The sequence below is a fragment of the Kitasatospora sp. NA04385 genome, assembly GCF_013364235.1.
Lineage (GTDB): Bacteria > Actinomycetota > Actinomycetes > Streptomycetales > Streptomycetaceae > Kitasatospora.
This window is the reverse complement of record NZ_CP054919.1, coordinates 5,899,082-5,922,889: the sequence shown is the minus strand read 5'-3', so window position 1 is coordinate 5,922,889 and position 23,808 is coordinate 5,899,082. Positions and strand designations below refer to the sequence as shown.

General features: G+C 75.4%; 21 protein-coding genes and 1 riboswitch. Of the genes, 14 read left to right on the top strand and 7 right to left on the bottom strand.

Annotated elements, in window-relative coordinates; genetic code table 11:
• Positions 1-19 precede the first annotated feature (19 nt).
• The 5 genes from HUT16_RS26325 (at position 20) to HUT16_RS26305 (ending at position 4,821) form a co-directional block, all read left to right on the top strand.
• A complete protein-coding gene (locus HUT16_RS26325; RefSeq protein ID WP_176190532.1) occupies positions 20-1,000 on the top strand; it encodes a CoA ester lyase in 981 nt (326 codons plus the stop codon).
• Positions 1,001-1,004: 4 nt separating this feature from the next.
• Positions 1,005-1,502, top strand: a complete 498-nt coding sequence (locus HUT16_RS26320) for a MaoC family dehydratase (RefSeq protein WP_176190531.1) — start codon at positions 1,005-1,007, stop codon at positions 1,500-1,502.
• A gap of 143 nt (positions 1,503-1,645) precedes the next feature.
• Positions 1,646-2,848 carry an acyl-CoA dehydrogenase family protein gene (locus HUT16_RS26315; protein ID WP_176190530.1) on the top strand — a complete coding sequence of 401 codons (1,203 nt, stop codon included), beginning with the start codon at positions 1,646-1,648 and terminating at the stop codon, positions 2,846-2,848.
• 430 nt (positions 2,849-3,278) lie between these two features.
• The gene (locus HUT16_RS26310) at positions 3,279-3,956 is read left to right on the top strand and encodes a phosphatidylserine decarboxylase (RefSeq protein WP_176190529.1); all 678 of its coding nucleotides are present in this window, start codon (positions 3,279-3,281) and stop codon (positions 3,954-3,956) included.
• Positions 3,957-3,969: 13 nt separating this feature from the next.
• Positions 3,970-4,821 (top strand): phosphatidylcholine/phosphatidylserine synthase, encoded by an 852-nt coding sequence (locus HUT16_RS26305; RefSeq protein ID WP_176190528.1) that lies wholly within the window; start codon positions 3,970-3,972, stop codon positions 4,819-4,821.
• A gap of 134 nt (positions 4,822-4,955) precedes the next feature.
• Here the strand turns inward: HUT16_RS26305 and HUT16_RS26300 are convergent, their stop codons facing one another.
• From HUT16_RS26300 to HUT16_RS26285, 4 genes are all read right to left on the bottom strand, one after another.
• Positions 4,956-6,356, bottom strand: coding sequence for a hypothetical protein (locus tag HUT16_RS26300; protein ID WP_254897994.1), 1,401 nt, complete (start codon positions 6,354-6,356; stop codon positions 4,956-4,958).
• 337 nt (positions 6,357-6,693) lie between these two features.
• A complete protein-coding gene (locus tag HUT16_RS26295; protein ID WP_176190527.1) occupies positions 6,694-7,815 on the bottom strand; it encodes a S9 family peptidase in 1,122 nt (373 codons plus the stop codon).
• A 169-nt stretch (positions 7,816-7,984) separates the two neighbouring features.
• A complete protein-coding gene (locus tag HUT16_RS26290; protein WP_176190526.1) occupies positions 7,985-8,698 on the bottom strand; it encodes a helix-turn-helix transcriptional regulator in 714 nt (237 codons plus the stop codon).
• A gap of 166 nt (positions 8,699-8,864) precedes the next feature.
• Positions 8,865-9,233, bottom strand: coding sequence for a VOC family protein (locus HUT16_RS26285; protein WP_176190525.1), 369 nt, complete (start codon positions 9,231-9,233; stop codon positions 8,865-8,867).
• Positions 9,234-9,295: 62 nt separating this feature from the next.
• On the opposite strand from HUT16_RS26285, the gene HUT16_RS26280 reads away from it, so the two are divergent.
• The 6 genes from HUT16_RS26280 (at position 9,296) to HUT16_RS26255 (ending at position 16,752) form a co-directional block, all read left to right on the top strand.
• Positions 9,296-9,820, top strand: a complete 525-nt coding sequence (locus HUT16_RS26280) for a MarR family winged helix-turn-helix transcriptional regulator (protein ID WP_176190524.1) — start codon at positions 9,296-9,298, stop codon at positions 9,818-9,820.
• Between the two features lie 154 nt (positions 9,821-9,974).
• Positions 9,975-10,057: riboswitch (cobalamin riboswitch) on the top strand.
• A 53-nt stretch (positions 10,058-10,110) separates the two neighbouring features.
• Positions 10,111-11,055: a cobalamin biosynthesis protein gene (locus HUT16_RS26275; RefSeq protein ID WP_176190523.1), complete on the top strand. Its 945-nt coding sequence runs from the start codon at positions 10,111-10,113 to the stop codon at positions 11,053-11,055.
• Positions 11,056-11,155: 100 nt separating this feature from the next.
• On the top strand, positions 11,156-12,706 hold the full coding sequence (locus HUT16_RS26270) for a cobyric acid synthase (RefSeq protein WP_176190522.1): 1,551 nt from the start codon (positions 11,156-11,158) through the stop codon (positions 12,704-12,706).
• A 35-nt stretch (positions 12,707-12,741) separates the two neighbouring features.
• Complete coding sequence (locus HUT16_RS26265; RefSeq protein WP_254898369.1) at positions 12,742-14,763, top strand: putative cobaltochelatase; 2,022 nt, start codon at positions 12,742-12,744, stop codon at positions 14,761-14,763.
• Positions 14,764-14,768: 5 nt separating this feature from the next.
• Positions 14,769-15,365 carry a cob(I)yrinic acid a,c-diamide adenosyltransferase gene (cobO, locus tag HUT16_RS26260; protein WP_176190520.1) on the top strand — a complete coding sequence of 199 codons (597 nt, stop codon included), beginning with the start codon at positions 14,769-14,771 and terminating at the stop codon, positions 15,363-15,365.
• A gap of 4 nt (positions 15,366-15,369) precedes the next feature.
• Entirely contained in the window at positions 15,370-16,752 is a 1,383-nt protein-coding gene (locus HUT16_RS26255; protein ID WP_176190519.1) for a cobyrinate a,c-diamide synthase, read from the top strand.
• A 69-nt stretch (positions 16,753-16,821) separates the two neighbouring features.
• Here the strand turns inward: HUT16_RS26255 and HUT16_RS26250 are convergent, their stop codons facing one another.
• On the bottom strand, positions 16,822-18,216 hold the full coding sequence (locus HUT16_RS26250; protein WP_176190518.1) for a DUF4190 domain-containing protein: 1,395 nt from the start codon (positions 18,214-18,216) through the stop codon (positions 16,822-16,824).
• A gap of 149 nt (positions 18,217-18,365) precedes the next feature.
• On the opposite strand from HUT16_RS26250, the gene HUT16_RS26245 reads away from it, so the two are divergent.
• The 3 genes from HUT16_RS26245 (at position 18,366) to HUT16_RS26235 (ending at position 21,134) form a co-directional block, all read left to right on the top strand.
• Positions 18,366-19,013 carry a GntR family transcriptional regulator gene (locus HUT16_RS26245; RefSeq protein ID WP_176190517.1) on the top strand — a complete coding sequence of 216 codons (648 nt, stop codon included), beginning with the start codon at positions 18,366-18,368 and terminating at the stop codon, positions 19,011-19,013.
• 5 nt (positions 19,014-19,018) lie between these two features.
• Positions 19,019-19,501: an OsmC family protein gene (locus HUT16_RS26240; protein WP_176190516.1), complete on the top strand. Its 483-nt coding sequence runs from the start codon at positions 19,019-19,021 to the stop codon at positions 19,499-19,501.
• A gap of 139 nt (positions 19,502-19,640) precedes the next feature.
• Complete coding sequence (locus HUT16_RS26235) at positions 19,641-21,134, top strand: alpha/beta hydrolase (RefSeq protein ID WP_176190515.1); 1,494 nt, start codon at positions 19,641-19,643, stop codon at positions 21,132-21,134.
• A 74-nt stretch (positions 21,135-21,208) separates the two neighbouring features.
• Here the strand turns inward: HUT16_RS26235 and HUT16_RS26230 are convergent, their stop codons facing one another.
• Both HUT16_RS26230 and HUT16_RS26225 read right to left on the bottom strand, forming a co-directional pair.
• Positions 21,209-22,864, bottom strand: a complete 1,656-nt coding sequence (locus HUT16_RS26230) for an ABC transporter permease (protein WP_176190514.1) — start codon at positions 22,862-22,864, stop codon at positions 21,209-21,211.
• On the bottom strand, positions 22,861-23,778 hold the full coding sequence (locus HUT16_RS26225; protein WP_176190513.1) for an ABC transporter ATP-binding protein: 918 nt from the start codon (positions 23,776-23,778) through the stop codon (positions 22,861-22,863). The genes HUT16_RS26230 and HUT16_RS26225 overlap by 4 nt, the downstream gene beginning before the upstream one ends.
• Positions 23,779-23,808 lie beyond the last annotated feature (30 nt).

Sequence of the window (23,808 nt, the reverse complement as noted above, 5' to 3'; positions counted from 1 at the left end):
CCGGAAGGAACCCCCCTCAATGACGACCGTGAACCGCCTCCGTCCGCGCCGTTCCTGCCTGGCCGTACCGGGCAGCAACCCGCGCTTCCTGGAGAAGGCCCAGGGCCTGCCCGCCGACCAGGTCTTCCTGGACCTGGAGGACGCCTGCGCCCCGCTGGTCAAGGAGAGCGCCCGGCACCACATCGTGGACGCCCTCAACAACGGCGACTGGGGCGGCAAGACCCGGGTCGTCCGGGTCAACGACTGGACCACGCACTGGACCTACCGCGACGTGATCACGGTGGTCGAGGGCGCCGGCCAGAACCTGGACTGCATCATGCTGCCCAAGGTGCAGGACGCCCAGCAGGTGATCGCGCTGGACCTGCTGCTGACCCAGATCGAGAAGACGGTGGGCCTGGAGGTCGGCAAGATCGGCATCGAGGCGCAGATCGAGAACGCCAAGGGCCTGATCAACGTCGACGCGATCGCCGCCGCCTCGCCCCGGCTGGAGACCGTCATCTTCGGGCCGGCCGACTTCATGGCGTCCATCAACATGAAGTCCCTGGTGGTCGGCGAGCAGCCGCCCGGCTACGGCGCCGACGCCTACCACTACATCCTGATGCGCATCCTGATGGCGGCCCGCGCCAACGACCTCCAGGCGATCGACGGCCCCTACCTGCAGATCCGCAACCAGGAGGGCTACCGCGAGGTGGCCCGCCGCTCGGCCGCGCTCGGCTTCGACGGCAAGTGGGTGCTGCACCCGGACCAGGTCGGCGCCGCGAACGAGATCTACTCGCCCTCGCAGGACGACTACGACCACGCCGAGCTGATCCTGGACGCCTACGACTGGTGCACCTCGGAGGCCGGCGGCGCCAAGGGCTCGGCGATGCTCGGCGACGAGATGATCGACGAGGCCAGCCGCAAGATGGCCCTGGTCATCGCGGGCAAGGGCCGGGCGGCGGGCATGGAGCGCACCACCAAGTTCGAACAGCCTGTTTCCGACAAGACGGCGGAGGCGTGACGCGATGCAGTTCGGACGCACCTACGAGGAGTTCGAGGTCGGCGCGGTCTACAAGCACTGGCCCGGCAAGACCGTCACCGAGTACGACGACCACCTGTTCTGCCTGCTCACCATGAACCACCACCCGCTGCACCTGGACGCCAACTACGCGACCACCACCGTGCAGGGGAAGAACGTCGTGGTCGGCAACTACGTCTACTCGCTGCTGCTCGGCATGTCGGTGCCGGACGTCTCCGGCAAGGCGATCGCCAACCTGGAGATCGAGTCGCTGCGGCACGTCGCGCCGACCTTCCACGGCGACACGCTGTACGGCGAGACCACGGTTCTCGACAAGAACATGACATCGAAGCCGGATCGCGGCATCGTGTACGTCGAGACCAAGGGGTACAAGCAGGACGGCACCGTCGTCTGCACCTTCCGCCGCAAGGTGATGGTGCCGACGGCGGCGTACGCGGCGGAGCGCGGCGGGGAACAGCCCGGCCGCCCCGAGCCGCTCGCCTGACCGCCCCCCAGAGCCCCGGACGGGCGGGCCGCCGTCATCGGCCTCGTCCCTACCCGGTTCCCGGGGGCTCCGCGGCAGCCACGCGCCGCGGAGCCCCCCAACCCCACCCTCACCACCCTCACGAGCATTCACGGAGCCGCACGATGGGACGCCTCGCACAGACCGACGGCCTCACCGAGATCCAGCGGGACATCCTCGCCACCGTGCGGGAGTTCGTCGACAAGGAGATCATCCCGGTCGCCACCGAGCTGGAGCACCGGGACGAGTACCCCACCGCCATCGTCGAGGGCATGAAGCAGCTCGGCCTGTTCGGGCTGACCATCCCCGAGGAGTACGGCGGCCTCGGCGAGTCGCTGCTCACCTACGCCCTGGTGGTGGAGGAGATCGCCCGCGGCTGGATGTCGGTCTCCGGCATCGTCAACACCCACTTCATCGTGGCGCACATGATCAGCGCGCACGGCACCCCGGAGCAGAAGGAGTACTTCCTGCCCAGGATGGCGGCCGGCGAGCTGCGCGGCGCCTTCTCGATGTCCGAGCCGGGCCTCGGCTCCGACGTGTCGGCGATCTCCACCAAGGGCGTCAGGGACGGCGAGCACTACGTCCTGAACGGCCAGAAGATGTGGCTGACCAACGGCGGCACCTCCAGCGTGGTCGCGGTGCTCTGCAAGACCGACGAGGGCGGCAGCACCCCGTACAAGAACATGACCACCTTCCTGATCGAGAAGACTCCCGGCTTCGGGCCGAACGGGACCGTGCCCGGCCTGACCGTGCCCGGCAAGATCGAGAAGATGGGCTACAAGGGCGTCGACACCACCGAGTTGGTGCTCCAGGACGTCCGGGTGCCGGCCGACCGCGTCCTGGGCGGCGTCCCCGGCCGGGGCTTCTACCAGATGATGGACGGCGTCGAGGTCGGCCGGGTCAACGTGGCCGCGCGCGGCTGCGGGGTGGCCCGGCGGGCGTTCGAGCTGGGCATCGCGTACGCGCAGCAGCGGGTCGCCTTCGGCAAGAAGATCGCCGAGCACCAGGCGATCCAGTTCAAGCTCGCCGAGATGGCCACCAAGGTCGAGGCCGCGCACCAGATGATGGTGATGGCCGCCCGCAAGAAGGACAGCGGGCAGCGCAACGACCTGGAGGCCGGGATGGCCAAGTACCTGGCCTCCGAGTACTGCAAGGAGGTCGTCGAGGACTCCTTCCGCATCCACGGCGGCTACGGCTTCTCCAAGGAGTACGAGATCGAGCGGCTGTACCGGGAGGCCCCGATGCTGCTGATCGGTGAAGGTACGGCGGAGATCCAGAAGATGATCGTGGGACGCCGGCTGCTGGAGGAGTACCGGCTCGCCGACTGAACCGCCCCTCCCGGTGCGGGCGGCGGGCGTGCGGCCCGCCGCCCGCACCGCGCCGCACCCGCCCCGGCCTGGTCAGCCGTCCCTCCGGCGGGACCGGCGCCCGAGGCGACCCACCGGCGCGTTTTCCCAGGTGCGCGCCGGTGGGGCGCCTCCGCGCACCGCGTGTCACTCCACCGTCACTGAGACGTGAATCACCCGTGACACGGCACCTCTTGGGGAACCGCGTCCTCTCCGGTTACGGTCGTATGCATAGCAGGTGCTCGACTCCGCAGGCAGGCGCAGTCCGGCTAGCAGGCGGCTTGCCCAGATACGGGCAGGTCCCGATAGCATCCACCCGGACAGCAGCCGTCCAAACAACTCGATCCCCGCGGTGGCCCCCGTCCAGGGGCCATTCAGTGTCTCCGCGCGGGGCCGCGACTAAAGGTCCTCGATGCCCATCAGCCCGTCCCCTCACACCTCCGCCCAGGGTCCCGGACCCGAGGGTCGGCGTCCCCGCGTGACCATCGCGCGCGGTGCCACCCCCTGGTTCGTTCCCACGCTCGCCACCGCCGCCGTGACGACCGCCCTCACCCGGCGTTCCGGCAAGTGGGCCCTGGCGGCCGTGCCCGCCTGCGCCCTGAGCGCCGGCATGCTGTGGTTCTTCCGCGACCCCGAGCGCGAGATCGGCGCCGGCCGAGTGATCTCCCCGGCCGACGGCGTGGTCCAGTCCATCGACGAGTGGCCGGACGGCCGCACCCGCGTCGCGATCTTCATGAGCCCGCTCAACGTCCACGTCAACCGCGCGCCGCTGCCCGGCACCGTGACGTCCGTCGAGCACATCGCCGGTGGGTTCGTCCCGGCGTTCAACAAGGACAGCGACCGCAACGAGCGCGTCGTGTGGCACTTCGACACCGAGATCGGCGACATCGAGATGGTGCAGATCGCGGGTGCTGTGGCCCGGCGCATCGTCCCCTACGTGGACGCCGGCACCAAGGTCGAGCAGGGCGAGCGGGTCGGTCTGATCCGCTTCGGCTCCCGCGTCGACACCTACCTGCCGGCGGGCGTCGAGGTCGGCGTCACGGTCGGCCAGAAGACCACCGCCGGGGTGACTCGCCTTGACCGTGACTGATCCGGAAACCCTCATGGAGCTCGACGACGACGAGTCGACCGAGCTCCGCCGCCGCCGCTGGGCCCGGGACCGCGAACTGCGCGCGCCCCGTTCCCCCCAGCACCTGTCCACCGCCGACTTCCTGACCCTGGGCAACGCCGTCTGCGGCTTCCTGGCGATCTACTCGATCACCACCGGGATCCTGATGCCGCACCTGACCAACGAGTCGGCCGCCCCGGTCAAGCACAGCGCCGCCACCGCGGTGACGCTGCTGCTGATCGGCTCCATGTGCGACCTCTTCGACGGCCTGGTGGCGCGCAAGCTGCGCTCCTCCGCGCTCGGCGCCGAGCTCGACAACCTGGCCGACCTGATCAGCTTCGGCATCGCGCCGGCCTACTTCGTCGCGGTGTGGGGGCTGGTCTCCCCCGGCACCAACCAGCAGCTCTCGGCGTTCATCGCGCTGACCGTGCTGCTCGCCGTGGTGCTGCGGCTGGCCCGCTTCTCGGCGGTCAAGATGCGGCCCGGGATCTTCCAGGGCATGCCCTGCCCGATGGGCGCGATGACCGTGCTGGCGATCGTGCTGCTCGACCCGCCGTTCGTCCCCGGCCTGCTGATGATCTTCGGCGTGGCCTACCTGATGGTCAGCCGGATCGAGTACCCGAAGCCGCAGGGCCTGCTCGCCACCGCGACGCTCGCCTGGATCGTGGTCTCCATCGGCTGCCTCGCCTCCTGGGCGGCGGGGCTGCCCGGCGGCGACACCCTGATGCACATCGGCGCGGTCGCCCAGATCGCGCTGGCCGCGATGGCCCCGCTGCTGGTCATCCGCCGCAAGGTCGGCGAGAAGGTGGGCGTGGTCCGCGCCCGCCGGGCCGAGAACCGGGGCTGACGCCCCGCCGCCCCACCGCACGAAGGAAGCCGCCCTCCCGGAGCTGATCCGGGAGGGCGGCTTCTTTTCGTGTGCGGCTTCTTCTCGTGTGTGCCGGTACGGGCCTCAGGCGCCGCCCGGGTGCCGGTACGGGCTCAGGCGCCGCCGTTGTGGACCGAGAAGGCGCTGCGGCGGGCGGCCCGGGCGACGGCCGGGTCCGGGTGGACGGAGGCGACGGCGGTCAGCACGCTCGCGGCGCGCGGGTGGCCGGACTGCCGGGCGCGGTGGAACAGCCGGACCGGCTCGCCGGCCGAGGCGCCCTCGACGTGGCCGACCAGCAGCGCGGTCTCGCCGTGGTCGAGCACGGCGGCGGCGGTGTCCACCCACAGCCAGGCGGCGTCCTCCGCGCCCAGCACGTCGGCCGGGGAGACCCCGTCCTCGTCCAGCTGTTCGGCCAGCCAGAGCAGCGCGTAGGGGCGCAGAACGGGCTCGTCGACGGCGGCCCGCACGCCCTGTTCGGCGGTGGAGCCGGCCACCACCCGCAGCGCCTCGAAGGCGAGGCCGCGGACGAGGGCGTCCTCGCCGCGGGCGGCTTCGAGGAGTTCGGCGACGGCGCGGTCGGCGGGGCGGGCGGCGACCCAGGCGCGGAACTCGGCGCGGGCCGGTCCGGGGCTGTAGTCGGCGCAGGCGCTGAGCAGCTCGGCGGCGCTCTGCTCGATGTGGCCGGCGGCGGTCTGCGCGACGGTGCAGATCTCCTCCAGCTTGGCGCGCACCGCCCAGTGGCCCAGCGGGGAGAGCTCGGCGGCCTCGTCGCGGCGGCCGAGCGCGCCGACGGCGGCCAGGCCGTCCAGCATCCAGTCCAGGACGGCGGCGACGTCGGCGGGTGAGTGCGGGGTGTCGATCTGCGGTTCGCGGCAGGTGCCGCGGACGGCGGAGACGGCGAACGCGGCGTGCGGGACGGGCGACAGCGGGAAGGTGCCGGAGCCAGGGCCGAGGCGGCGCTCGTCGAGGCCGCGGCGGAGCAGTTCGAGCAGTTCGCTGTCGGCGACCGGGCCGTCCACCAGGTGCAGGAAGGACAGCAGCTGGGGGGCCTGGTCGACGGCCTGGCCGGCCAGCTGGGCGAAGACGCCGCGCAGGGCGGCGGGCGGGACGGGGGCGAGCAGCGTCCAGGCGTCGAACAGCGCGGACCAGCCGCGGATCACCGCCTCGTCGTCGTGCTCCCAGGCGTGCAGCCGCCAGCCGGGCCCGGCACCGCCGTCGCGGAGCTCGACCAGGCCGACCAGCAGGGCCTGGCCCCAGGCGTTGGCGGCGGCGCCGACCGTCATGGCGAGGGCGCGGCCGGCGGCGCGGGCGTCCTCGGGGAGGAGTTCGCCGCGCTTGTCGACCTCGGAGAGCTCGCCGGCCCAGCGGGCGACGCGGACGGCGTCGGCGAGCATCCGGCGGGCCAGCGGGGCGAGCTCGGAGGGGGCCGGGAAGCCGTCCGGGACGGGCACCCGGCCGCGCCCCGGCTTCGCGGGGACCCGGCGGCGGCTGGCGGCGGGGGGGGTGCCCTCCACACGACCGACGGCCGCCGTTCCGGGCAGACGGGTCACCGTCGCACCGGTGCGGTGGGGCGGGTGCGGGGCATCACGGTCGCGCGGGTTCCGAGACGTCACGCCGTGCAGTCTTCCCCTTGTACGGGCCTTCTGTCACATCGACTGCCGAGCTGTCTCGGCCCGTCGTGCGAACGCTTCGAACGACGGGGGGACGAGTCGCCACGAAACGGGACGAATCACTCCGCTTTTCGACGTGGACATGGCGGATATTGTGACCGCTCCGAGACGAGGACGCGCTGCGAGGGCGCTCCGGTTCCCCGCCGCCCGGCTCCGGGGGCCGCGCGCCCGGCCCCGGGGGTCACAGCAGCGGGGTCAGGAAGCGGCGCAGCGCCTCGGTGTACCCCGCCGGGTCGGCGTTCCACAGCGCGGCGTGCTCGGCGTGCGGCACCGGGTGCAGGCTGACCAGGTCGTCGCGGCCGTCCGCGAGCCGCTGGGCGGCGCTCCACGGGGCGATCCGGTCGTCCGGGCTCTGCAGCAGCAGCGCGGGCGCGGGCAGGTCGGCGCCGGAGGCGATCCGGGCGAAGCCGGCGAGGTCGACGCCGGTGCGGCCCTGGGCGGAGAGCGCGCCGAGTTCGCCGAGGGCGGGGGACGACCAGGCCCGGGCGGTCTCCCGGCGGACGGTCTCGGACCAGTCCAGCACCGGGGAGTCCAGCACCACCCCGGCGATCCGGTCGCGCCAGGTGGAGCGGGCGGCGGTGTGCAGCACGACGGTCGCACCGACCGACCAGCCGTACAGCACGACCTGCCCGGCGCCCTGGGACAGCGCGTAGCGGATCGCCACCTCGACGTCCTGCCACTCGGTCTCGCCGAAGTGGCCCAGGCCGTCGGGCGGGGCCGGGGCGTCCCGGTCGCCGCGGTAGCTGACCGTCAGGGTGGGCAGCCGCAGCGCGTGCAGCAGCGGCAGCACCGCCAGGGCCTGCTCGCGGCCGGTGCCCGGGCCGTGCACCAGCAGCACCCAGGTGCCGCGGATGCCGGTGGTGTGCCAGGCCGGGAGGGTGCCGAGGTCACTGGCCACCGCGACGTCGGTGTAGTCCAGGCCGAGGGCGGTGCGCGGGTCGCCGAGCAGCACCCGCGCGGTGACCCTGACCTCGGTGCCGACGGCGAGCGTCCCGCCGTCGGCGCGCTCCAGCCGCCGGGTGACCCGGTCCGCGCCCTGCTCCAGCACCCCACCGACCACGGCGTGGCCGCCCTCGCCCCACTCCAGCGCGTACGTCCCGCGCCGGCGGGTGTCCGGCGTCGAGGTCAGCACCACCCGGCCCGGCCCGAGCGCGTGCACCTTCACCGGCGCGGGCGCCGACCGCGCCTGCACGGTACCGGGCCGCACCACCCGGTCGGACACCTTCCGGCCCAGCAGCAGGAACGCCGCCGTTCCGGTTCCTGCTGCGGCGGCCGCGACGGCGGCTGCGGTTCCCCAACGCATGGCGGTCTCCCGAGTGCTGGCGGTCCTCTGCTCCCAGTGCACCTGCCCGCGCGACGGACGGCCATTCGGGGCGCCGCCCCGGGTGACGACCACCCCCGGCGGTCCCGCCCGGCGCGGACGGTCCCGCCCCCTCCCCGGGCGCCCTCGGGGCCGGTGCGGTCCCGGGCCGTCAGTGGTCGGCGGGGCGGCCGGCGGGCCCGGCCTCGGGCCCGGTCTCTATCGCGATCTCGGTGAGCAACTGCCAGAAGCGGGCGGTGGGTTCGGGGCGGGGCGGGGCGGGGGCGGCGCCCCAGGAGGTGGGGGTGTGGTGTTCGGCCTGGAGGGTGGCGAGGACGTGTTCGAGGGTGCCGGGGTCGACCGGGACGAGGCGGGCGACGGGGGCGAGTTGGGCCTGCCAGCGGCCCTGGACGACCTGGCGCAGGCGGGCGTCGAGTTCGGCGGCGCGGCCGGTGAGCCGGAGCAGGGCGGGCAGGTCGAGGGCGAGGACGCGGGCCAGCAGGCGGGTCTGCTCCTCGTCGCCGCTCCAGCGGCCGGTGGTTTCGGCCCGGAGGTAGGCGGCGGGGGCGAGGCCGAGTTGGCGGGCGGCCTGGTCGGGGGTGAGGCCGCGGGCGATCCGGTGCTCGCGGAGGGTGGCGGGGGCGGTGCCCATCAGGTCGGCGGGCGGGCACCACAGGGTGCGGGCGAGGGCGGTCAGCTGCTCCTCGGTGGGCGCGATCCGGCCCTCCTCCCAGCCGAGGACGTGCCCGGGCAGCAGCCGTACGCCGTGCGCGGCCAGCCCGTCCGCGACCTGGTCGGCCGTCAGGCCGAGCGCGGTGCGGTGGGCGCGGGCGGCGGCCGGGGAGAACGGCACCGGCGCGGGGGCCGGCGGCTGTCTGCGTCGCATGCCTTCCGACGGTAGGGGCGGGGGCCGGGCGGGCCACAGCCGCGGATGGCACGAAGCGGGAACGGGTGCGGGGCGGCGGGGTTGGGTGAACCGACGAGCCGGCGGCGGCCGGTTCCGGGGCCGCCGGGGCCAGGGGGCAGGCCCCGGGGACGGGCCCCGGCCGGCCTCAGCGGCGGTCGTGGAGGGTGATGTGGTAGCCGTCGGGGTCGACGAAGGTGAAGGTCCGGCCGAAGGGGCCGTCGACCGGCGCGGAGACGATGGCGTGGCCGTCGGCGGCGAGGGCGTCGTGGACGGCCTGGACGTCGGTGGCGTGCAGCCAGATCGCGGCGCCGATGCCGGGCCGGGCGGCGGAGGCCAGATCGGTGCCGGGGACGACCTCGCGGAGGGCGAACGCGATCGGCTCCGTCGCGAAGACCACGGCGTGCGGGGGCCCGGCCGGCGAGCGGACCAGGCCGAGGTAGCGCTCGTAGAACGCCCGCGAGGCGTCGAGGTCGCGCGCCTGCAGCGAGAGGAAGTCGGGACCGGTGGCGGGCATGGCGATGCTCCTTCCGTTCGTGTCAGATTCCTGACACGCACAACGTATGTCAGACTTCTGACATGAGTCAAAGCGACGCCGGCATCGACCTGGACACCTCCCTGGGCTACCTGCTCAAAGAGGCGTCGAGCGTCCTGCGCACCGCCATGGAGGAGGTGCTGCGGCCGCTCGGCATGACCGTGACGCACTACTCCTGCCTCGAACTGCTGGCCCAGCGGCCGGGCCTGTCGAACTCCGAGCTCGCGCGCGGCGCGTTCGTGACCCGGCAGTCGATGAACGTGCTGCTCCAGAACCTGGAACGGGAGGGGTACGTCACCCGGCCCGCGGAGGCGCCCGTCGGCAAGGCCCTCCCCGCGCGGCTCACCCCCCGCGGCCGGCGGAGCCTGGCGCGGGCGAGCGCGGCGGTCCGCTCCGTCGAGGCCCGGATGCTGGCGGGCATGACCGGGGCGGAGCAGGCGGACGCGTTCCGGAGCCTGCAGAGCATGGTCCGCTCCCTGCGCGGCGACAGCGGCGACAACGGCAGCGGCGGTGGCGACAACGGCACCGGCACCGGCAGCGGCAGCGGCAGCGGCAGCGACACCGCCTGACCCGCACCCGTCCTGACCTGCGCCGCGGGCCCCGTCGACCGGTTCGGCGGGGCCCTTCCGGCCCCGGTGGCCGTATGTGACCAACCCCTCCGCCGGCTCGGTTGACTGCCCCGAAGCGGGCGTGGTGGGATCTTCGGGCCAAACGGAGGCAAGCAGAGGAAGCCGGTGCGAGTCCGGCGCGGTCCCGCCACTGTGACCGGACACCCCGCGCGGGGGTGACCGGAAGTCAGGAGACTCTGGCCCCCGTTCCGTCGATCCAGGGCGCGGACCCTGAGTGAGGACACGACGCCATGCGGGCTGCCCCGTACCTGGTGGGCGCGGCCGCGGGATACCTCGCGGACGCCCGGTTCGGAGACCCCCGGCGCGGACACCCCGTCGCCCTGTTCGGCACCGCCGCGGCCCGGCTGGAGGGCCGGCTGTGGCGCGACCACCGCGGGGCCGGGGCGCTGCACACCGCGCTCGCGGTCGGCGCGGTGGCGGGCGGGGCGGCGCTGGCCGTCCGGGCGGCGCGGCGCTCGCCGGTGGCGGCGGGCGCGCTGGCCGCCGCGGCCGCCTTCACGGTGCTGGGCGGGACCTCGCTGACCCGGGAGGCGACGGCGGTCGGGCGTTCGCTGGCGGACGGCGACCTGGCGGGCGCCCGGGAGCGGCTGCCGCACCTGTGCGGGCGCGACCCGTCCGGCCTGGACGAGCAGCAGGTGGCGCGGGCGGTGGTCGAGTCGGTCGCCGAGAACACCGCCGACGCGGTGGTCAACGCCCTGGTGTGGGGCGGTGTCGCGGGCGTGCCGGGGCTGCTGGCGTTCCGGGCCGTCAACACGCTGGACGCGATGGTCGGGCACCGGTCGGCGCGCTACCGCCGGTTCGGCTGGGCCGCGGCCCGGCTGGACGACGTCGCGGGCTGGCCGGGCGCCCGGCTGACCGCGCTGCTGGCCGTCGGCGCGTCCGGCGCCCCGGCCCGGACGTGGCGGGTCTGGCGGCGGGACGGCTCCGCGCACCCGAGTCCGAACGCGGGCCAGGCGGAGGCCGCGTTCGCGGGCGCGCTGGGCGTGCGGCTGGGCGGGACGCTGCGCTACGGCGAGCGGGTCGAGCACCGTCCCGTGCTGGGCGCGGACCTGCCGCCGGTCGCCGTCGCCGACATCGAACGGGCCTGCCGCCTCTCCCGGCGGGTCGGCGCGCTCGCCCTGGTGACCACGCTGGGCGTGCGGGCGCTGGCCTCCGGCGGGCGGCGGCGCGGGTGACCGCGTCGCGGCGGCTGCCCCCGTCCGGGCGGGTCCTCGGCGTGCCCGCGCGCCCCTCACCTCTCCCCCTCCCCCTCCCCCTCTCCGAAGGAGTCCTGCCGTGAACGGCGCGCTGTTGGTGGCCGGAACGACCTCGGATGCCGGGAAGAGCGTGGTGACGGCGGGCATCTGCCGCTGGCTGGCCCGGCAGGGGGTGCGGGTGGCGCCGTTCAAGGCGCAGAACATGTCGCTGAACTCGTTCGTGACGGCCGACGGGGCGGAGATCGGGCGGGCGCAGGCGATGCAGGCGCAGGCGGCGAAGGTGGCGCCGGAGGCGGCGATGAACCCGGTGCTGCTGAAGCCGGGCGCGGACGGGCGCAGCCAGGTGGTGCTGCTGGGGCGGCCGGTCGCGGAGGTCGGGGCGCTGGACTACCGGGAGCGCAAACCGGTGCTGCTGGAACGGGCGTTGGAGTGCCTGGCGGACCTGCGGGCGCGCTTCGACGTGGTGGTGTGCGAGGGCGCGGGCTCCCCGGCGGAGATCAACCTGCGGGACCGGGACATCGCCAACATGGGCCTGGCGACGGCGGCCCGGCTGCCGGTCGTGGTGGTCGGGGACATCGACCGGGGCGGGGTGTTCGCGTCGATGTTCGGGACGCTGGCGCTGCTGTCGGCCGAGGACCAGGCGCTGGTCGCGGGCTGGTTCGTCAACAAGTTCCGCGGTGACGCCCGGCTGCTGGAGCCGGGGTTGGAGATGCTGCGGCGGCTGACCGGCCGTCCGGTGCTGGGGACGCTGCCGATGCTGCCCGGCCTGTGGCTGGACGCGGAGGACTCGCTCGGCCTGGCCGCGGTGGCGTCCCGGCCGGCGGCGGGCGGGCCGGTGGGCGCCGAGGTGCTGCGGGTCGCGGTGGTGCGCTTCCCGCGGCTGTCGAACTTCACGGACGTGGACGCGCTGGCGCAGGAGCCGGGCGTGCTGGTGCGCTGGGCGACCCGCCCGGAGGAGCTCGCGGACGCGGACCTGGTGGTGCTGCCCGGCACCCGGGCGACCGTCGCGGACCTGGCGTGGCTGCGCGCGCAGGGCCTGGCGGAGCCGCTGGCGGCCCGGGCCGCGGCGGGGCTGCCGGTGCTGGGGGTGTGCGGCGGCTACCAGATGCTGGGCCGGGAGATCGTGGACGGGGTGGAGTCGAAGTCGTCCGGCGCGGTGGACGGCCTGGGGCTGCTGCCGGTCCGGGTGGTGTTCGGCGCCGACAAGGTGCTGGCCCGGCCGTCGGGGGTGGCGCTGGGCGAGCCGGTGGAGGGCTACGAGATCCACCACGGCGTGGTGTCGGTGGAGGGCGGCGCGCCGTTCGTCACCGACCCGGCCGGGCGGCCGCTGGACGGCTGCCGGGCGGGCGCGGTGTGGGGCACCACCTGGCACGGCCTGCTGGAGAACGACGCCTTCCGCCGGGCGTTCCTGGCCGAGGCGTCCCGCGCCGCCGGGCGGTCCTTCGTCCCGGCGCCGGACACCTCCTTCGCGGCCGCCCGCGAGCAGCAGCTCGACGCGCTGGGCGACCTGGTCGCCGAGCACGCCGACACCGACGCGCTGTGGAAGCTGATCGAGAACGGGGCACCGGCGGGTCTGCCGTTCGTGCCGCCCGGGGCCCCGGCCCCGCTGGAGATGGGGAGTGCCAAGTGACCGAGGCCCGTTATCCGTTCACGGCGATCGTGGGCATGGACGACCTGCGGCTGGGGCTGCTGCTGAACGCGGTCTCGCCGGCCGTGGGCGGGGTGCTGGTGCGGGGCGAGAAGGGGACGGCGAAGTCGACGATGGTGCGGGCCCTGGCGGGCCTGCTGCCGTCGATCGGCACGGTGCCGGGCTGCCGGTTCGCCTGCGACCCGGCGGCGCCGGACCCGCAGTGCCCGGACGGGGAGCACGACGGCGCCGGGGTCGCGGAGCGGCCCGCGTTCCTGGTGGAGCTGCCGGTGGGCGTCTCCGAGGACCGGGTGGTCGGCTCGCTGGACCTGGAGCGGGCGCTCGCCGAGGGCGTGAAGGCGTACGAGCCGGGCCTGCTGGCGAAGGCGCACCGCGGGGTGCTGTACATCGACGAGGTGAACCTGCTCCAGGACCACCTGGTGGACCTGCTGCTGGACGCGGCGGCGATGGGCCGCTCGTACGTGGAGCGCGAGGGCGTGTCGGTGCGGCACGCGGCCCGGTTCCTGCTGGTCGGGACGATGAACCCGGAGGAGGGCGAGCTGCGGCCGCAGCTGCTGGACCGGTTCGGCCTGACGGTGGAGATCGCGGCGACCCGGGACGCGGACGAGCGCGCCGAGGTGGTGCGCCGCCGGCTCGCGTACGACGCCGACCCGGCCGGTTTCGCGGCGCGCTGGGACGAGCGGGAGCGCGAGCTCGCCGAACGGATCACCGCCGCACGGGAGTTGCTGCCGGAGGTCGAGCTCTCCGACCTGGCGCTGCGGCAGATCACCGCGGTGTGCGCCGCGTTCGAGGTGGACGGCCTGCGGGCGGACATCGTGATGGCGCGCACGGCGGTCGCGCTGGCCGCCTGGGCGGGGCGCACCGCGGTGCTGGAGGAGGACGTCCGCACGGCCGCCCGGCTGGCGCTGCCGCACCGGCGGCGGCGCAACCCGTTCGACGCGCCCGGGCTGGACGAAGAACAGCTGGACGAGACGCTGGCCGAGCACCGGGCGGAACCGGACGGCGACGGGCCGGACGACGGCGGCCCGGACGACGGCGGGAACGGCCCGGACGGCAGCGGCCCGGACGGCGGGGGCGGTGCGCCGGAGCCGGACGCGCCCGACGCGTCCGACGCGTCCGACGCGCCTTCCGGGGAGGCGGGTTCGGACGAGACCCCCGCTCCCCCGCGGCAACGCCCGGGCGGCGGACGGGAGTCGGCGCCGGTCGCGGCCGACCGGCCGTACCGCACGCGGCTGTTCAAGGTGAATGGCACCGGCCGGGGCGCGCAGGGCCGGCGCTCCCCCGCCGAGACGGACGCCGGGCACACGATCCGGGCCCGCCGCCCGCAGGGTCGGCTCTCCCGGCTGCACCTGAGTGCGACGCTGCGCGCGGCGGCCCCGCACCAGGTGGCGCGCGGCCGGGACGGCCGGGCGCTGGTGCTGCGCCGGGACGACCTGCGCGAGCAGGTGCGCCGGGGCCGGGAGTCGAACCTGGTGCTGTTCGTGGTGGACGCCTCCGGGTCGATGGCGGCCCGGCAGCGGATGACGGCGGTCAAGGGCGCGGTGCTGTCGCTGCTGATGGACGCCTACCAGCGGCGCGACAAGATCGGGCTGGTGACGTTCCGGGGCGCGGGCGCGGAGCTGGCACTGCCGCCGACCTCCTCGGTGGAGGTGGGCGCGGCCCGGCTGGAGCAGCTGCCGACCGGCGGGCGGACGCCGCTGGAGGCGGGCCTGCTGCGGGCGCACGAGGTGCTGCGGGTGGAGCGGCTGCGCGACCCGGACCGGCGCCCGCTGCTGGTGGTGGTGACCGACGGCCGGGCCACCGGCGGGAAGGACGCGCTGCCCCGGGCCCGCCGGGCGGCGGGGCTGCTGGCGGCGCAGGGCGTGGCCGCGGTGGTGCTGGACTGCGAGTCCGGCCCCGTCCGGCTGGGCCTGGCCCGGGAGTTGGCGGCGCACCTGAACGGTGACGCGGTGAGCCTGGACGAGCTGCGGGCCGAAGGGGTGGCCTCGCTGGTGCGCGAGGCCCGGACGACCATGACGACGACGCGAAAGGCGGCGTGAGCGGTATGCCCAAGGGAGTGGCGGAGAACGTCCCGGACGACGGCCTGACGACGCGTCAGCGCCGGACCCAGCCGATCACGGCGGTGCACACGGGGCCGGGCAAGGGGAAGTCCACGGCGGCGTTCGGGATGGCGCTGCGGGCCTGGAACCAGGGCTGGCCGATCGGGGTGTTCCAGTTCGTGAAGTCGGCGAAGTGGAAGGTCGGCGAGGAGAACGCGCTGCGGGTGCTCGGCGCCTCCGGGCAGGGCGGCTCGGTGGCCTGGCACAAGATGGGCTCGGGCTGGTCCTGGGTGCAGCGCGACATCGAGTCCTCCGAGGAGGCGGCCCGGGAGGGCTGGGAGCAGGTCAAGCGGGACCTGGCGGCCGAGACGTACCGGTTCTACGTGCTGGACGAGTTCACCTACCCGCTGCACTGGGGGTGGATCGACGCGGCCGAGGTGGTCGAGGTGCTGCGGGACCGCCCGGGCAGCCAGCACGTGGTGGTGACCGGCCGGTACGCGCCCGAGCCGCTGCTCGAACTGGCCGATCTGGTCACCGAGATGACCAAGGTGAAGCATCCGATGGACGCGGGCCGCAAGGGCCAGCGCGGTATCGAGTGGTAGCGAGTTGAACGACGTGATACCCCGCCTGGTGGTCGCCGCGCCCTCCTCGGGGGCGGGCAAGACCACGGTGGCCACCGGCCTGATCGCGGCGCTGGCCGCGCGCGGGCTGAAGGTCTCCCCGCACAAGGTCGGCCCCGACTACATCGACCCCGGCTACCACGCGCTGGCCGCCGGGCGCCCGGGCCGCAACCTGGACGCCTGGATGAGCGGCCCGGAGCGGATCGCCCCGCTGTTCGCGCACGGCGCGGCCGGGGCGGACGTCGCGGTGGTCGAGGGCGTGATGGGCCTGTACGACGGGGCCGCCGGGCGGGGCGAGCTGGCGTCCACGGCGCAGGTGGCGAAGCTGCTGCGGGCGCCGGTGGTGCTGGTGGTGGACGCCTCCTCGCAGTCCCGGTCGGTGGCGGCGCTGGTGCACGGCTTCGCGTCCTGGGACCCGCAGGTCCGGCTGGCCGGGGTGATCCTGAACAAGGTCGCCTCGGACCGGCACGAGACGCTGCTGCGCGAGGCCCTGGAGGAGGGCTCGGGCGTGCCGGTGCTGGGCGCGGTGCGCCGGGCCGGGGCGGTCGACACCCCGTCCCGGCACCTGGGGCTCGTCCCGGCCGTGGAGCGCTCCGCGGAGGCGCTGCGGGCGGTGCGCGAGATGGGCGAACTGGTGGGCCGGTCGGTCGACCTGGACGCGGTGCTGGCGCTGGCCCGCACCGCCCCGCCGCTGACCGACGCCCCCTGGGACGCGGCGGCGGAGGTCGAACCGGTGGCCGGGCCCCGGCCGCGGGTCGCGCTGGCGGGCGGCGCGGCGTTCTCCTTCTCGTACGCGGAGAACGCCGAGCTGCTGGCCGCCGCCGGGGCCGAGGTGGTGCCGTTCGACCCGCTGCACGACGAGCGGCTGCCCGAGCGGACGGCGGCGCTGGTGATCGGCGGCGGCTTCCCCGAGGTGTACGTCTCCGAGCTGAGCGCCAACGCGGCGCTGCGCGCCGCGGTCGCCGAGCTGGCCGCGGGCGGTGCGCCGGTGGTCGGCGAGTGCGCCGGACTGCTGTACCTGGGGCGGGAGTTGGACGGCCTGCCGATGTGCGGGGTGCTGGACTCCGCGGCCCGGATGACGCCCCGGCTGACCCTCGGCTACCGGGAGGCGGTGGCGCTCGCCGACTCGCCGCTGGCGGCGGCCGGGTCCCGGGTGCGCGGCCACGAGTTCCACCGCACCGCCACCGACCCGGCGGCCGGTCCGTCCCCCGCCTGGGGCTGGCGCACCCCGGCCGGCCCGCACACCGAGGGCCACCTGCACGGCTCGGTGCACGCCTCCTACCTGCACCTGCACTGGACGGGCGCGCCCGCCCTGCCCGCCCGGCTGGTGCGGCACGCCGCCGAATGGGACCGCCGCGGCCGGGGCTGAGCCGGGCTGAGCTGAGCCGGGGCCCGGGCGGAGCTGAGCCGGGCGGGGCCCGGGCGGGCCCCGGGCGGGTCAGACCACCTGGTCCGAGGGGTGCTTGCCGGGCTCCCGGTCCTGGGTGGCCAGGCCGAGCTGGCGGCGCAGGTCGAGGATCAGGTCGTCGCCCAGGTGCTTGGAGGCGGTGCGCAGTTCGTCCTCCACGGTGGCCGCGTCGGTGGCCTTCGCGGCGGCCCGGAAGTGCTGGGCGGCCACCTTGGACTCGCCGACCAGCCGGTCGATCGTCTTCTTGTCGGCGTTGGCCCAGCCGCTGACGCCGCTGAGCAGCGCGGCCTGCCGGTCGGCCGCCTCGGCCATCCGGCCGGCCCAGGTGCGGAACACCTGCGGGTCGTCCTTGATCTCGGCGTCCTCGTCGGGGCCGTCGGCCCAGACCCGGTCGAGCTGGTTGGTGGCCGCCAGCAGGTGCTGCTGGTCGTTCGTCAGGTTGGTCGCGTCCTTGCGCATCGAGCCGGTGGTCGGCTTGTCCCCGGCCAGGAAGCAGATGAAGCGGCGGCCGGTGCTGGTGTGCCAGCTGTTGCGGTCCGGGTAGTAGTAGCGGTAGGTCGTCTCGTCCGTGAGCGTCCAGGTGTCCATCACGTACTCGTCGACGTGGTTCAGGCACTCCCGGTCCGCCTCGGACTCCAGCGTGCTCGCGGCCGGGTAGTCGTCGCCCTGCTCGCCGGGCGTGCCGGTCCAGAACACCTCGCCCTCGTGCGACTGCGCGCAGGGGACCTTCTTGGCCACCTGCTCCGTGGGGAGGTTGAAGCACTCCCCGGCGCTCAGCCGCAGCGGCGAGGTCGCGGGCAGCAGGACGACGGTGGAGCTGGGGCTGGGCCTGGCGCGGTCGCCGGAGCCGGAGCCGGAGGAGCTGTCGGTGCTGAAGTCGAAGTGCAGGCCGCTGTTGACGACCACCAGGACCAGCAGCAGCAGCCAGGCCGAGCCGATCACGATGGCCGAGACCGCCATGGCCTTGCCGCGCTCGCCGGTCCGCTTGATCTGGACCAGGGCGGCGGCGCCCAGCGCGATGGCGATGATGCCGAAGTAGCACAGGAAGCTCACCACCAGCGCGGCGATGGCCAGCCCGTTGGTGTACAGCGACCGCGACGGCTGCGGGTAGCCCGGGTAGCCCGGCATCCCGTACTGGCCGGGTGCACCGTACTGGCCGGGTATGCCGTACTGGCCGGGTATCTGGGCCGCGCCCGGGTGCGGCGTGCCGCTGCCCCAGGGGTGGGCGCCGGGGGACGGCACCGCCCACGGGTCGGCGGGCGCGGCGGGCTCGGCGGGCTCGGCGGAGGCGGCGGGCGCACCGGGAACGGGCTGGGGCGCGCCGGGCTGCGTCGGGGCGGCGGGCGCGGCCCACGGGTTGGCGGGGGTGTCGTCCCGAGCGGCGCCCTGGTCGTCCTTCCCGGCGCGCTCCTGGTCGAACGACATTGGGTGTTCCCCCCTGCGAGTGGTACGGGTCGAGGCTGCGCGAATATAGCGGACCGCACCGTCCGGGTCCCAACGAGTTCCCCACTCGACACTGTGCATCATGCACATGGCCATTGCATGCACTGCATGCAGGGATCTACGCTGACCCCGTGCAGACCGAGAGCGCCCGCCTGCGGCTGCGGGAACTGATCCTGGACGGCCACTACCCGCCGGGGTCCCGGCTGGGCGAGGTGGAGGTGGCCGAGACCCTGGGGGTGAGCCGCACGCCGGTGCGGGAGGCCTTCCGGGCGCTGACCGCGGACGGGCTGCTGGCCGCCGCCGGGCGCGGGCTGCGGGTGGTGCGGCTGGACGGCGAGGAGCTGTCGCAGGTCTACCGGGTGCGGGCCGCGCTGGAGGCGCTGACGGCCGAACTGGCCGCCGAGCGGCAGCGCGCCGGACGGCTCGCCCCGGCCGAGCTGGCGGACCTGGCCGAGCTGGCGGACCGCACCCACCGGGCCACCGCGGGCGGGGACGCGGTGGCGGGGGTGCGGCTGAACCGGGCCTTCCACCGGCGGATCGCCGAACTGGCCGCCAACCCGGTGGCGCTGCACACCCTGGACCGGCTGTGGGACCAGATCCAGGTCTCCACCCTGCGCTCCCTGCGCCCGCCCGCCCGCACCGCCCTGGTCGACGCCCAGCACCGCGAGCTGCTCGACGCGATCACCGCCGGGGACGGGGCCGCCGCCGCGGCGGCGGCCCGCCGGCACGTCCTGGACACCTGCGCGGCCGACCGACCGGCCGCGGACCACAAGGAGTGACCCGCATGGCCTTCTCCCGTTCCCACCACTACGCGGTCCGGGTCGAGTGGACCGGCAACCTCGGCACCGGCACCGACCACTACCGCTCCTACAGCCGGGACCACACGGTGTCGGCGGCGGGCGTGCCGGACATCCCGGGCAGCTCCGACCCGACCTTCCGCGGCGACCCGTCCCGGTGGAACCCGGAGCAGCTGCTGCTGGCCGCGCTCGCCCAGTGCCACATGCTCTCCTACCTGCACCACTGCGCGGTGAACGGCGTCGTCGTGCTGTCCTACGCGGACGACTCCGAGGGCACCATGACCACCGAGGGCAACGGCGGCCGGTTCACCGGGGTGCTGCTCCGGCCGCGGATCGAGGTCGCCGAGGAGTCGATGCGCGAGCAGGCGGTGGCCCTGCACGGACCGGCGGCCCGGGACTGCTTCATCGCCTCCTCCGTGAACTTCCCGGTGCACCACGAACCGGTGGTGACCGTCCGCGCCGGAGACTGACGGCCCGTCACGAAATCCTGACGCTCCGTCAACCTCTTTGGTGGTGCTGGCTCCAGTGCGTTCCCTGGAGCGGGCCGCAGGGAAAAGACGGAGGCTGGCGGGATCGTGCGGGGGCGCGCCGGAGCGAAGACTTGCGGGCATGCGAATCCTCCACCGGGGCGCCGCCCTCGCCGCCGCCACCACCGTCCTGCTCGGCCTCACCGCGCCGCTCGCCCTGGCCGCGCCCGCCCCCGCCGCCGACCGCCTGGCCTGGGGCGCGTGCCCGGCCGGCACGCCCGACGCCCGGCAGCAGTGCGCCGAGCTCGCCGTCCCGCTCGACTACGCGCGGCCCGGCGGGCCGTCGATCTCCCTCGCGGTCTCCCGGATCTCCACCGCCCGGCCCGAACTGCGGCGTGGGGTGCTGGTGCTGATACCGGGCGGCCCCGGCGGCTCCGGCCTGAACGGGCCCGCCGGCGCGGTGGAACGCCTCCCCCGTTCGGTACTCGACAGGTACGACCTGATCGGCTTCGACCCGCGCGGGGTGGGCCGCTCCACCCCGCTCGACTGCGGCTTCGACCACGCCGACCTGGCGCACAGCCACACCCTGCCCTGGCCCGCGCCCGACGGCGGGATCGACGCCAACCTGGCCACCGCCCGGCGGATGGCCGCGGCCTGCGCGGCCGACGGCGGGGAGCTCGTGCGCAGCATCAGCACCCGCAACGAGGCCCGGGACGTCGACCGGATCCGCCAGGCCCTCGGCGAGCGCCGGATCTCGCTGTGGGGGGTCTCCTACGGCACCTACGCGGGCGCCGTGTACGCCACGCTGTTCGCCGACCGCACCGACCGGGTCCTGCTGGACAGCAACGACGACCCGGACCCGACCAGGGTGGAGCGCGGCTGGCTCGCCAACTACGCCACCGGCGTGGCGGACCGCTTCCCGGACTTCGCGGCCTGGGCGGCCTCCCCCGCCGCGGGCGAGTACCGGCTCGGCGACACCCCGGAGCAGGTCCGCGCCGCCTACCTGGCCACCGCCCGGCAGTTGGACGACGCACCGCTGCCCTGGCCGGGCGCCAACCCGGAGCGGTTGGACGGCAACGCGCTGCGTTCGGCGATGCTGGAGAACCTGTACGCGGACGCCGGGTTCCCCCGGCTCGCCGAACTGGTCCAGGCCGCCCGGGGCAGCCGGCCGCTGCCCGTCCCGGGCGCCGTGCCGGAGGCCGCGGTGCGCAACGGCACCTCGGTCTCCCTCGCCACCCTGTGCAACGACGTGTCCTGGCCGCGCGACCCGGGCTCGTACGCCCCGGCGGTGGCCGCCGACCGGGCCGCGCACCCGCTCACCGCGGGCATGCCGGTGAACGTGACGCCCTGCGCGTTCTGGCCCTGGCGGCCCGCCGAGCCGCCGGTGCGGGTCGGCTCCGCCGGGCCGTCGAACGTCCTGCTGGTACAGAACCTCCGGGATCCGGCCACCCCCTACTCCGGTGCGCTGAAGATGCGCGCCGCCTTCGGCGACCGGGCCCGGATGGTGGCGGTCGACTCCGGCGGCCACGACGCCTACCTGGCGAACGGGAACGCCTGCGGCGACGCGCTGGTGACGGAGTTCCTGGCCACCGGCCGCCGCCCCGCGCGGGACGCGTTCTGTCCGAAGGCCGGGTGAGGCCCGTGCTGCGTGCGGGGCGCCGGGTGCCCGGCGCGGCGGGTGGCCCGGCGCCGGGCCCGGGCGGCCCGGGCTCAGCCCAGGTCGCGGCGGCGCAGCCCGGCCAGGGCGGCGGCGGTGGTGAGCGCGGTCAGGGCGGTGATCCACAGCAGCGGGGCCGCCGTGAGCTGCCCGCCGGGCAGGTGCGGGAGGTGGCTGAACGGGGAGAGGTCGAGGACGGCCTGCGGGAGCTGCACGATCGGGCCGAGCCAGGAGATCAGCACGAACGCGCCGAACCCCGCCCAGCCGGCCGCCGCCCAGTGCGGCAGCAGGCCGTACCCGGCGAGGGCGACGGCCGCGGTCAGCCAGACCGCGGGGAGCTGGACGAGCGTCGCGCCGAGCATCCGGCCGACCGCCGTCCCGCCGCCCTGGCCCAGCGCCAGGCCCTCGGCCAGGCCCGCGGTGACGCCGGCGGCGGCCAGCAGCAGGGCGGTGCCCAGCAGCGGGAAGAGCAGGTGCCCGGCGGCCCAGCGCAGCCGGGAGACCGCGCCCGCCAGCACGGGTTCGGCCCGGCCGGAGACCTCCTCGGCGCGCATCCGCAGCACCGCCTGGACGGCGTACACGGCGGCGACCATGCCGAGCACGTTGGCGATGCTGGACAGGTAGGCGTCCAGCACGCCCTGCTGCCCGCCCATCCGGGCCAGGACCTCGGCCATCTGCCGGTTGTCGCCGATCAGGTCGACCACGCCCTTGGCGACGCCGCCGAACACGGCGCCGCCGACCGCGAGGGCCAGCGTCCAGCCGAGCAGCGGGCCGCGCTGCAGGCGGCGGGCCAGCGCGGCGGCGCTCGCCAGGCCGGGGGCGGCGGCGGCCGGGCCGGGGCGCTGCGGGAGCAGCCCGGCGCCCAGGTCGCGGCGTCCGACCAGGGTGCGGGCCAGCGCGGTGAGCAGGGCGGCGCCGGCCAGCGGGAGCAGCAGCACCCACCAGCGGTTCCCGGCGAACGCGCGGACCTGCTCGGACCAGCCGAGCGGGGACAGCCAGGAGACCCAGCCGGTGCCGGCGCCCGAGTCGCCGATCGCGCGCAGCACGAAGGCGGTGCCGATCGCCGCGCCGGCCAGGCCGTTGGCGGCCCGGCCGGTCTCGGCGAGCTGGGCGGTGACGGCGGCCAGCGCGGCGAAGAACAGCCCGGCGGTGCCGAGCGCGAGGCCGAAGGCGAGCGCGCCGGCGGCGTCCTGACCGGCCGCCAGCAGTGCGGCGGCGATCAGCGCGGCCAGCGCGGCGTTGGCGGTGAGCGCGGCGGCGAGGGCGGCGGTCAGCGGGGCCCGGCGGCCGACGGCGCCCGCGCCGATCAACTCCAGGCGGCCGTCCTCCTCCTCGGCCCGGGTGTGCCGGACGACCAGCAGGGTCGACATCAGGGCGGCCAGCACCGCCCCGAACACGCCCATCCGCCACGCGGTCAGCCCGCCGGTGGTGGAGCCGTCGAAGATCGGGCCGTACAGGGCGCGCAGCGAGCCGTTGCCGTCGACACCGGCCGCGAACGTCCGGCGGGAGGCTTCGTCGCCGTACAGCTTGCGGAAGGAGAAGACGGTGGAGGCGACCATGCCGGTGCCGACGTACAGCCACACCGGCAGGGCGATCCGGTCGCGGCGCAGCGCGAGGCGGTAGAGGACGCCGAGGCCCGCCAGATCCTGGCGGCCGGGGGCGGGCGCGGCCGCGGGGGCCTGCGGGGCGGACAGGGCCTGGCTGCTCATCGGGCGACCGCCGCCGACGCTTCGCCGGCTCCGGCGCCGCCGTCGCTCGCGTAGTGCCGGAGGAAGAGCTCCTCCAGGGTGGGCGGGCGGCTGGTCAGGGTGCGCAGGCCGGCGGCGTTGAGTTCGGTGAGCAGGTCGCCGAGCCGGTCGGTGTCGACCTGGCAGCGCAGCCGGTGGCCGTCGACGGCCAGGTCGTGGACGTAGCCGGGGCGGGGCGGGGGTCCGGTGAGTTCGGCGTCGATCGAGGTGCGGGTGAGGTGGCGCAGGTCGGCGAGGGTGCCGGTCTCGACGGTGCGGCCGGCCCGGATGATCGAGACCCGGTCGCACAGGGCCTCCACCTCGGACAGGATGTGGCTGGAGAGCAGCACGGTGGCGCCCCGGTCGCGGGCCTCGGCGACGCACCCGCGGAACACCTCCTCCATCAGCGGGTCCAGTCCGGAGGTCGGCTCGTCCAGGATCAGCAGGTCCACGTCGGAGGCGAACGCGGCGACCAGGGCGACCTTCTGCCGGTTGCCCTTGGAGTAGGTGCGGCCCTTCTTGGTCGGGTCGAGTTCGAAGCGCTCCAGCAGGGCCGTCCGGCGGGCCGGGTCCAGTCCGCCGCGCAGCCGCCCGAGCAGGTCGATCGCCTCCCCGCCGGAGAGGTTGCGCCACAGCGTCACGTCGCCGGGGACGTAGGCGAGCCGGCGGTGCAGCGGCACCGCGTCCCGCCAGGGGTCGCCGCCGAGCAGGGCGGCGCTGCCGGAGTCGGCGCGCAGCAGGCCGAGCAGGACGCGGATGGTGGTGGACTTGCCGGAGCCGTTGGGCCCCAGGAACCCGTGGACCTCGCCCTGCTCGACCGTGAGGTCCAAGCCGTCCAGGGCGCGGGTGCGGCCGAAGGTCTTCACCAGGCCGGACACCGAGATCGCGGTTGTCATGGCATCGAAGCTACTCTGGTTTCACAGATT

Bases quoted from the DNA above. Each gene is read 5' to 3' on its own strand.
- HUT16_RS26325 (WP_176190532.1), top strand. From the start codon at position 20: ATGACGACCGTGAACCGCCTCCGTCCGCGCCGTTCCTGCCTGGCCGTA.
- HUT16_RS26320 (WP_176190531.1), top strand. From the start codon at position 1,005: ATGCAGTTCGGACGCACCTACGAGGAGTTCGAGGTCGGCGCGGTCTAC.
- HUT16_RS26315 (WP_176190530.1), top strand. From the start codon at position 1,646: ATGGGACGCCTCGCACAGACCGACGGCCTCACCGAGATCCAGCGGGAC.
- HUT16_RS26310 (WP_176190529.1), top strand. From the start codon at position 3,279: ATGCCCATCAGCCCGTCCCCTCACACCTCCGCCCAGGGTCCCGGACCC.
- HUT16_RS26305 (WP_176190528.1), top strand. From the start codon at position 3,970: ATGGAGCTCGACGACGACGAGTCGACCGAGCTCCGCCGCCGCCGCTGG.
- HUT16_RS26295 (WP_176190527.1), bottom strand. From the start codon at position 7,815: ATGCGTTGGGGAACCGCAGCCGCCGTCGCGGCCGCCGCAGCAGGAACC.
- HUT16_RS26290 (WP_176190526.1), bottom strand. From the start codon at position 8,698: ATGCGACGCAGACAGCCGCCGGCCCCCGCGCCGGTGCCGTTCTCCCCG.
- HUT16_RS26285 (WP_176190525.1), bottom strand. From the start codon at position 9,233: ATGCCCGCCACCGGTCCCGACTTCCTCTCGCTGCAGGCGCGCGACCTC.
- HUT16_RS26280 (WP_176190524.1), top strand. From the start codon at position 9,296: ATGAGTCAAAGCGACGCCGGCATCGACCTGGACACCTCCCTGGGCTAC.
- HUT16_RS26275 (WP_176190523.1), top strand. From the start codon at position 10,111: ATGCGGGCTGCCCCGTACCTGGTGGGCGCGGCCGCGGGATACCTCGCG.
- HUT16_RS26265 (WP_254898369.1), top strand. From the start codon at position 12,742: ATGGACGACCTGCGGCTGGGGCTGCTGCTGAACGCGGTCTCGCCGGCC.
- cobO (WP_176190520.1), top strand. From the start codon at position 14,769: ATGCCCAAGGGAGTGGCGGAGAACGTCCCGGACGACGGCCTGACGACG.
- HUT16_RS26250 (WP_176190518.1), bottom strand. From the start codon at position 18,216: ATGTCGTTCGACCAGGAGCGCGCCGGGAAGGACGACCAGGGCGCCGCT.
- HUT16_RS26240 (WP_176190516.1), top strand. From the start codon at position 19,019: ATGGCCTTCTCCCGTTCCCACCACTACGCGGTCCGGGTCGAGTGGACC.
- HUT16_RS26235 (WP_176190515.1), top strand. From the start codon at position 19,641: ATGCGAATCCTCCACCGGGGCGCCGCCCTCGCCGCCGCCACCACCGTC.
- HUT16_RS26230 (WP_176190514.1), bottom strand. From the start codon at position 22,864: ATGAGCAGCCAGGCCCTGTCCGCCCCGCAGGCCCCCGCGGCCGCGCCC.
- HUT16_RS26225 (WP_176190513.1), bottom strand. From the start codon at position 23,778: ATGACAACCGCGATCTCGGTGTCCGGCCTGGTGAAGACCTTCGGCCGC.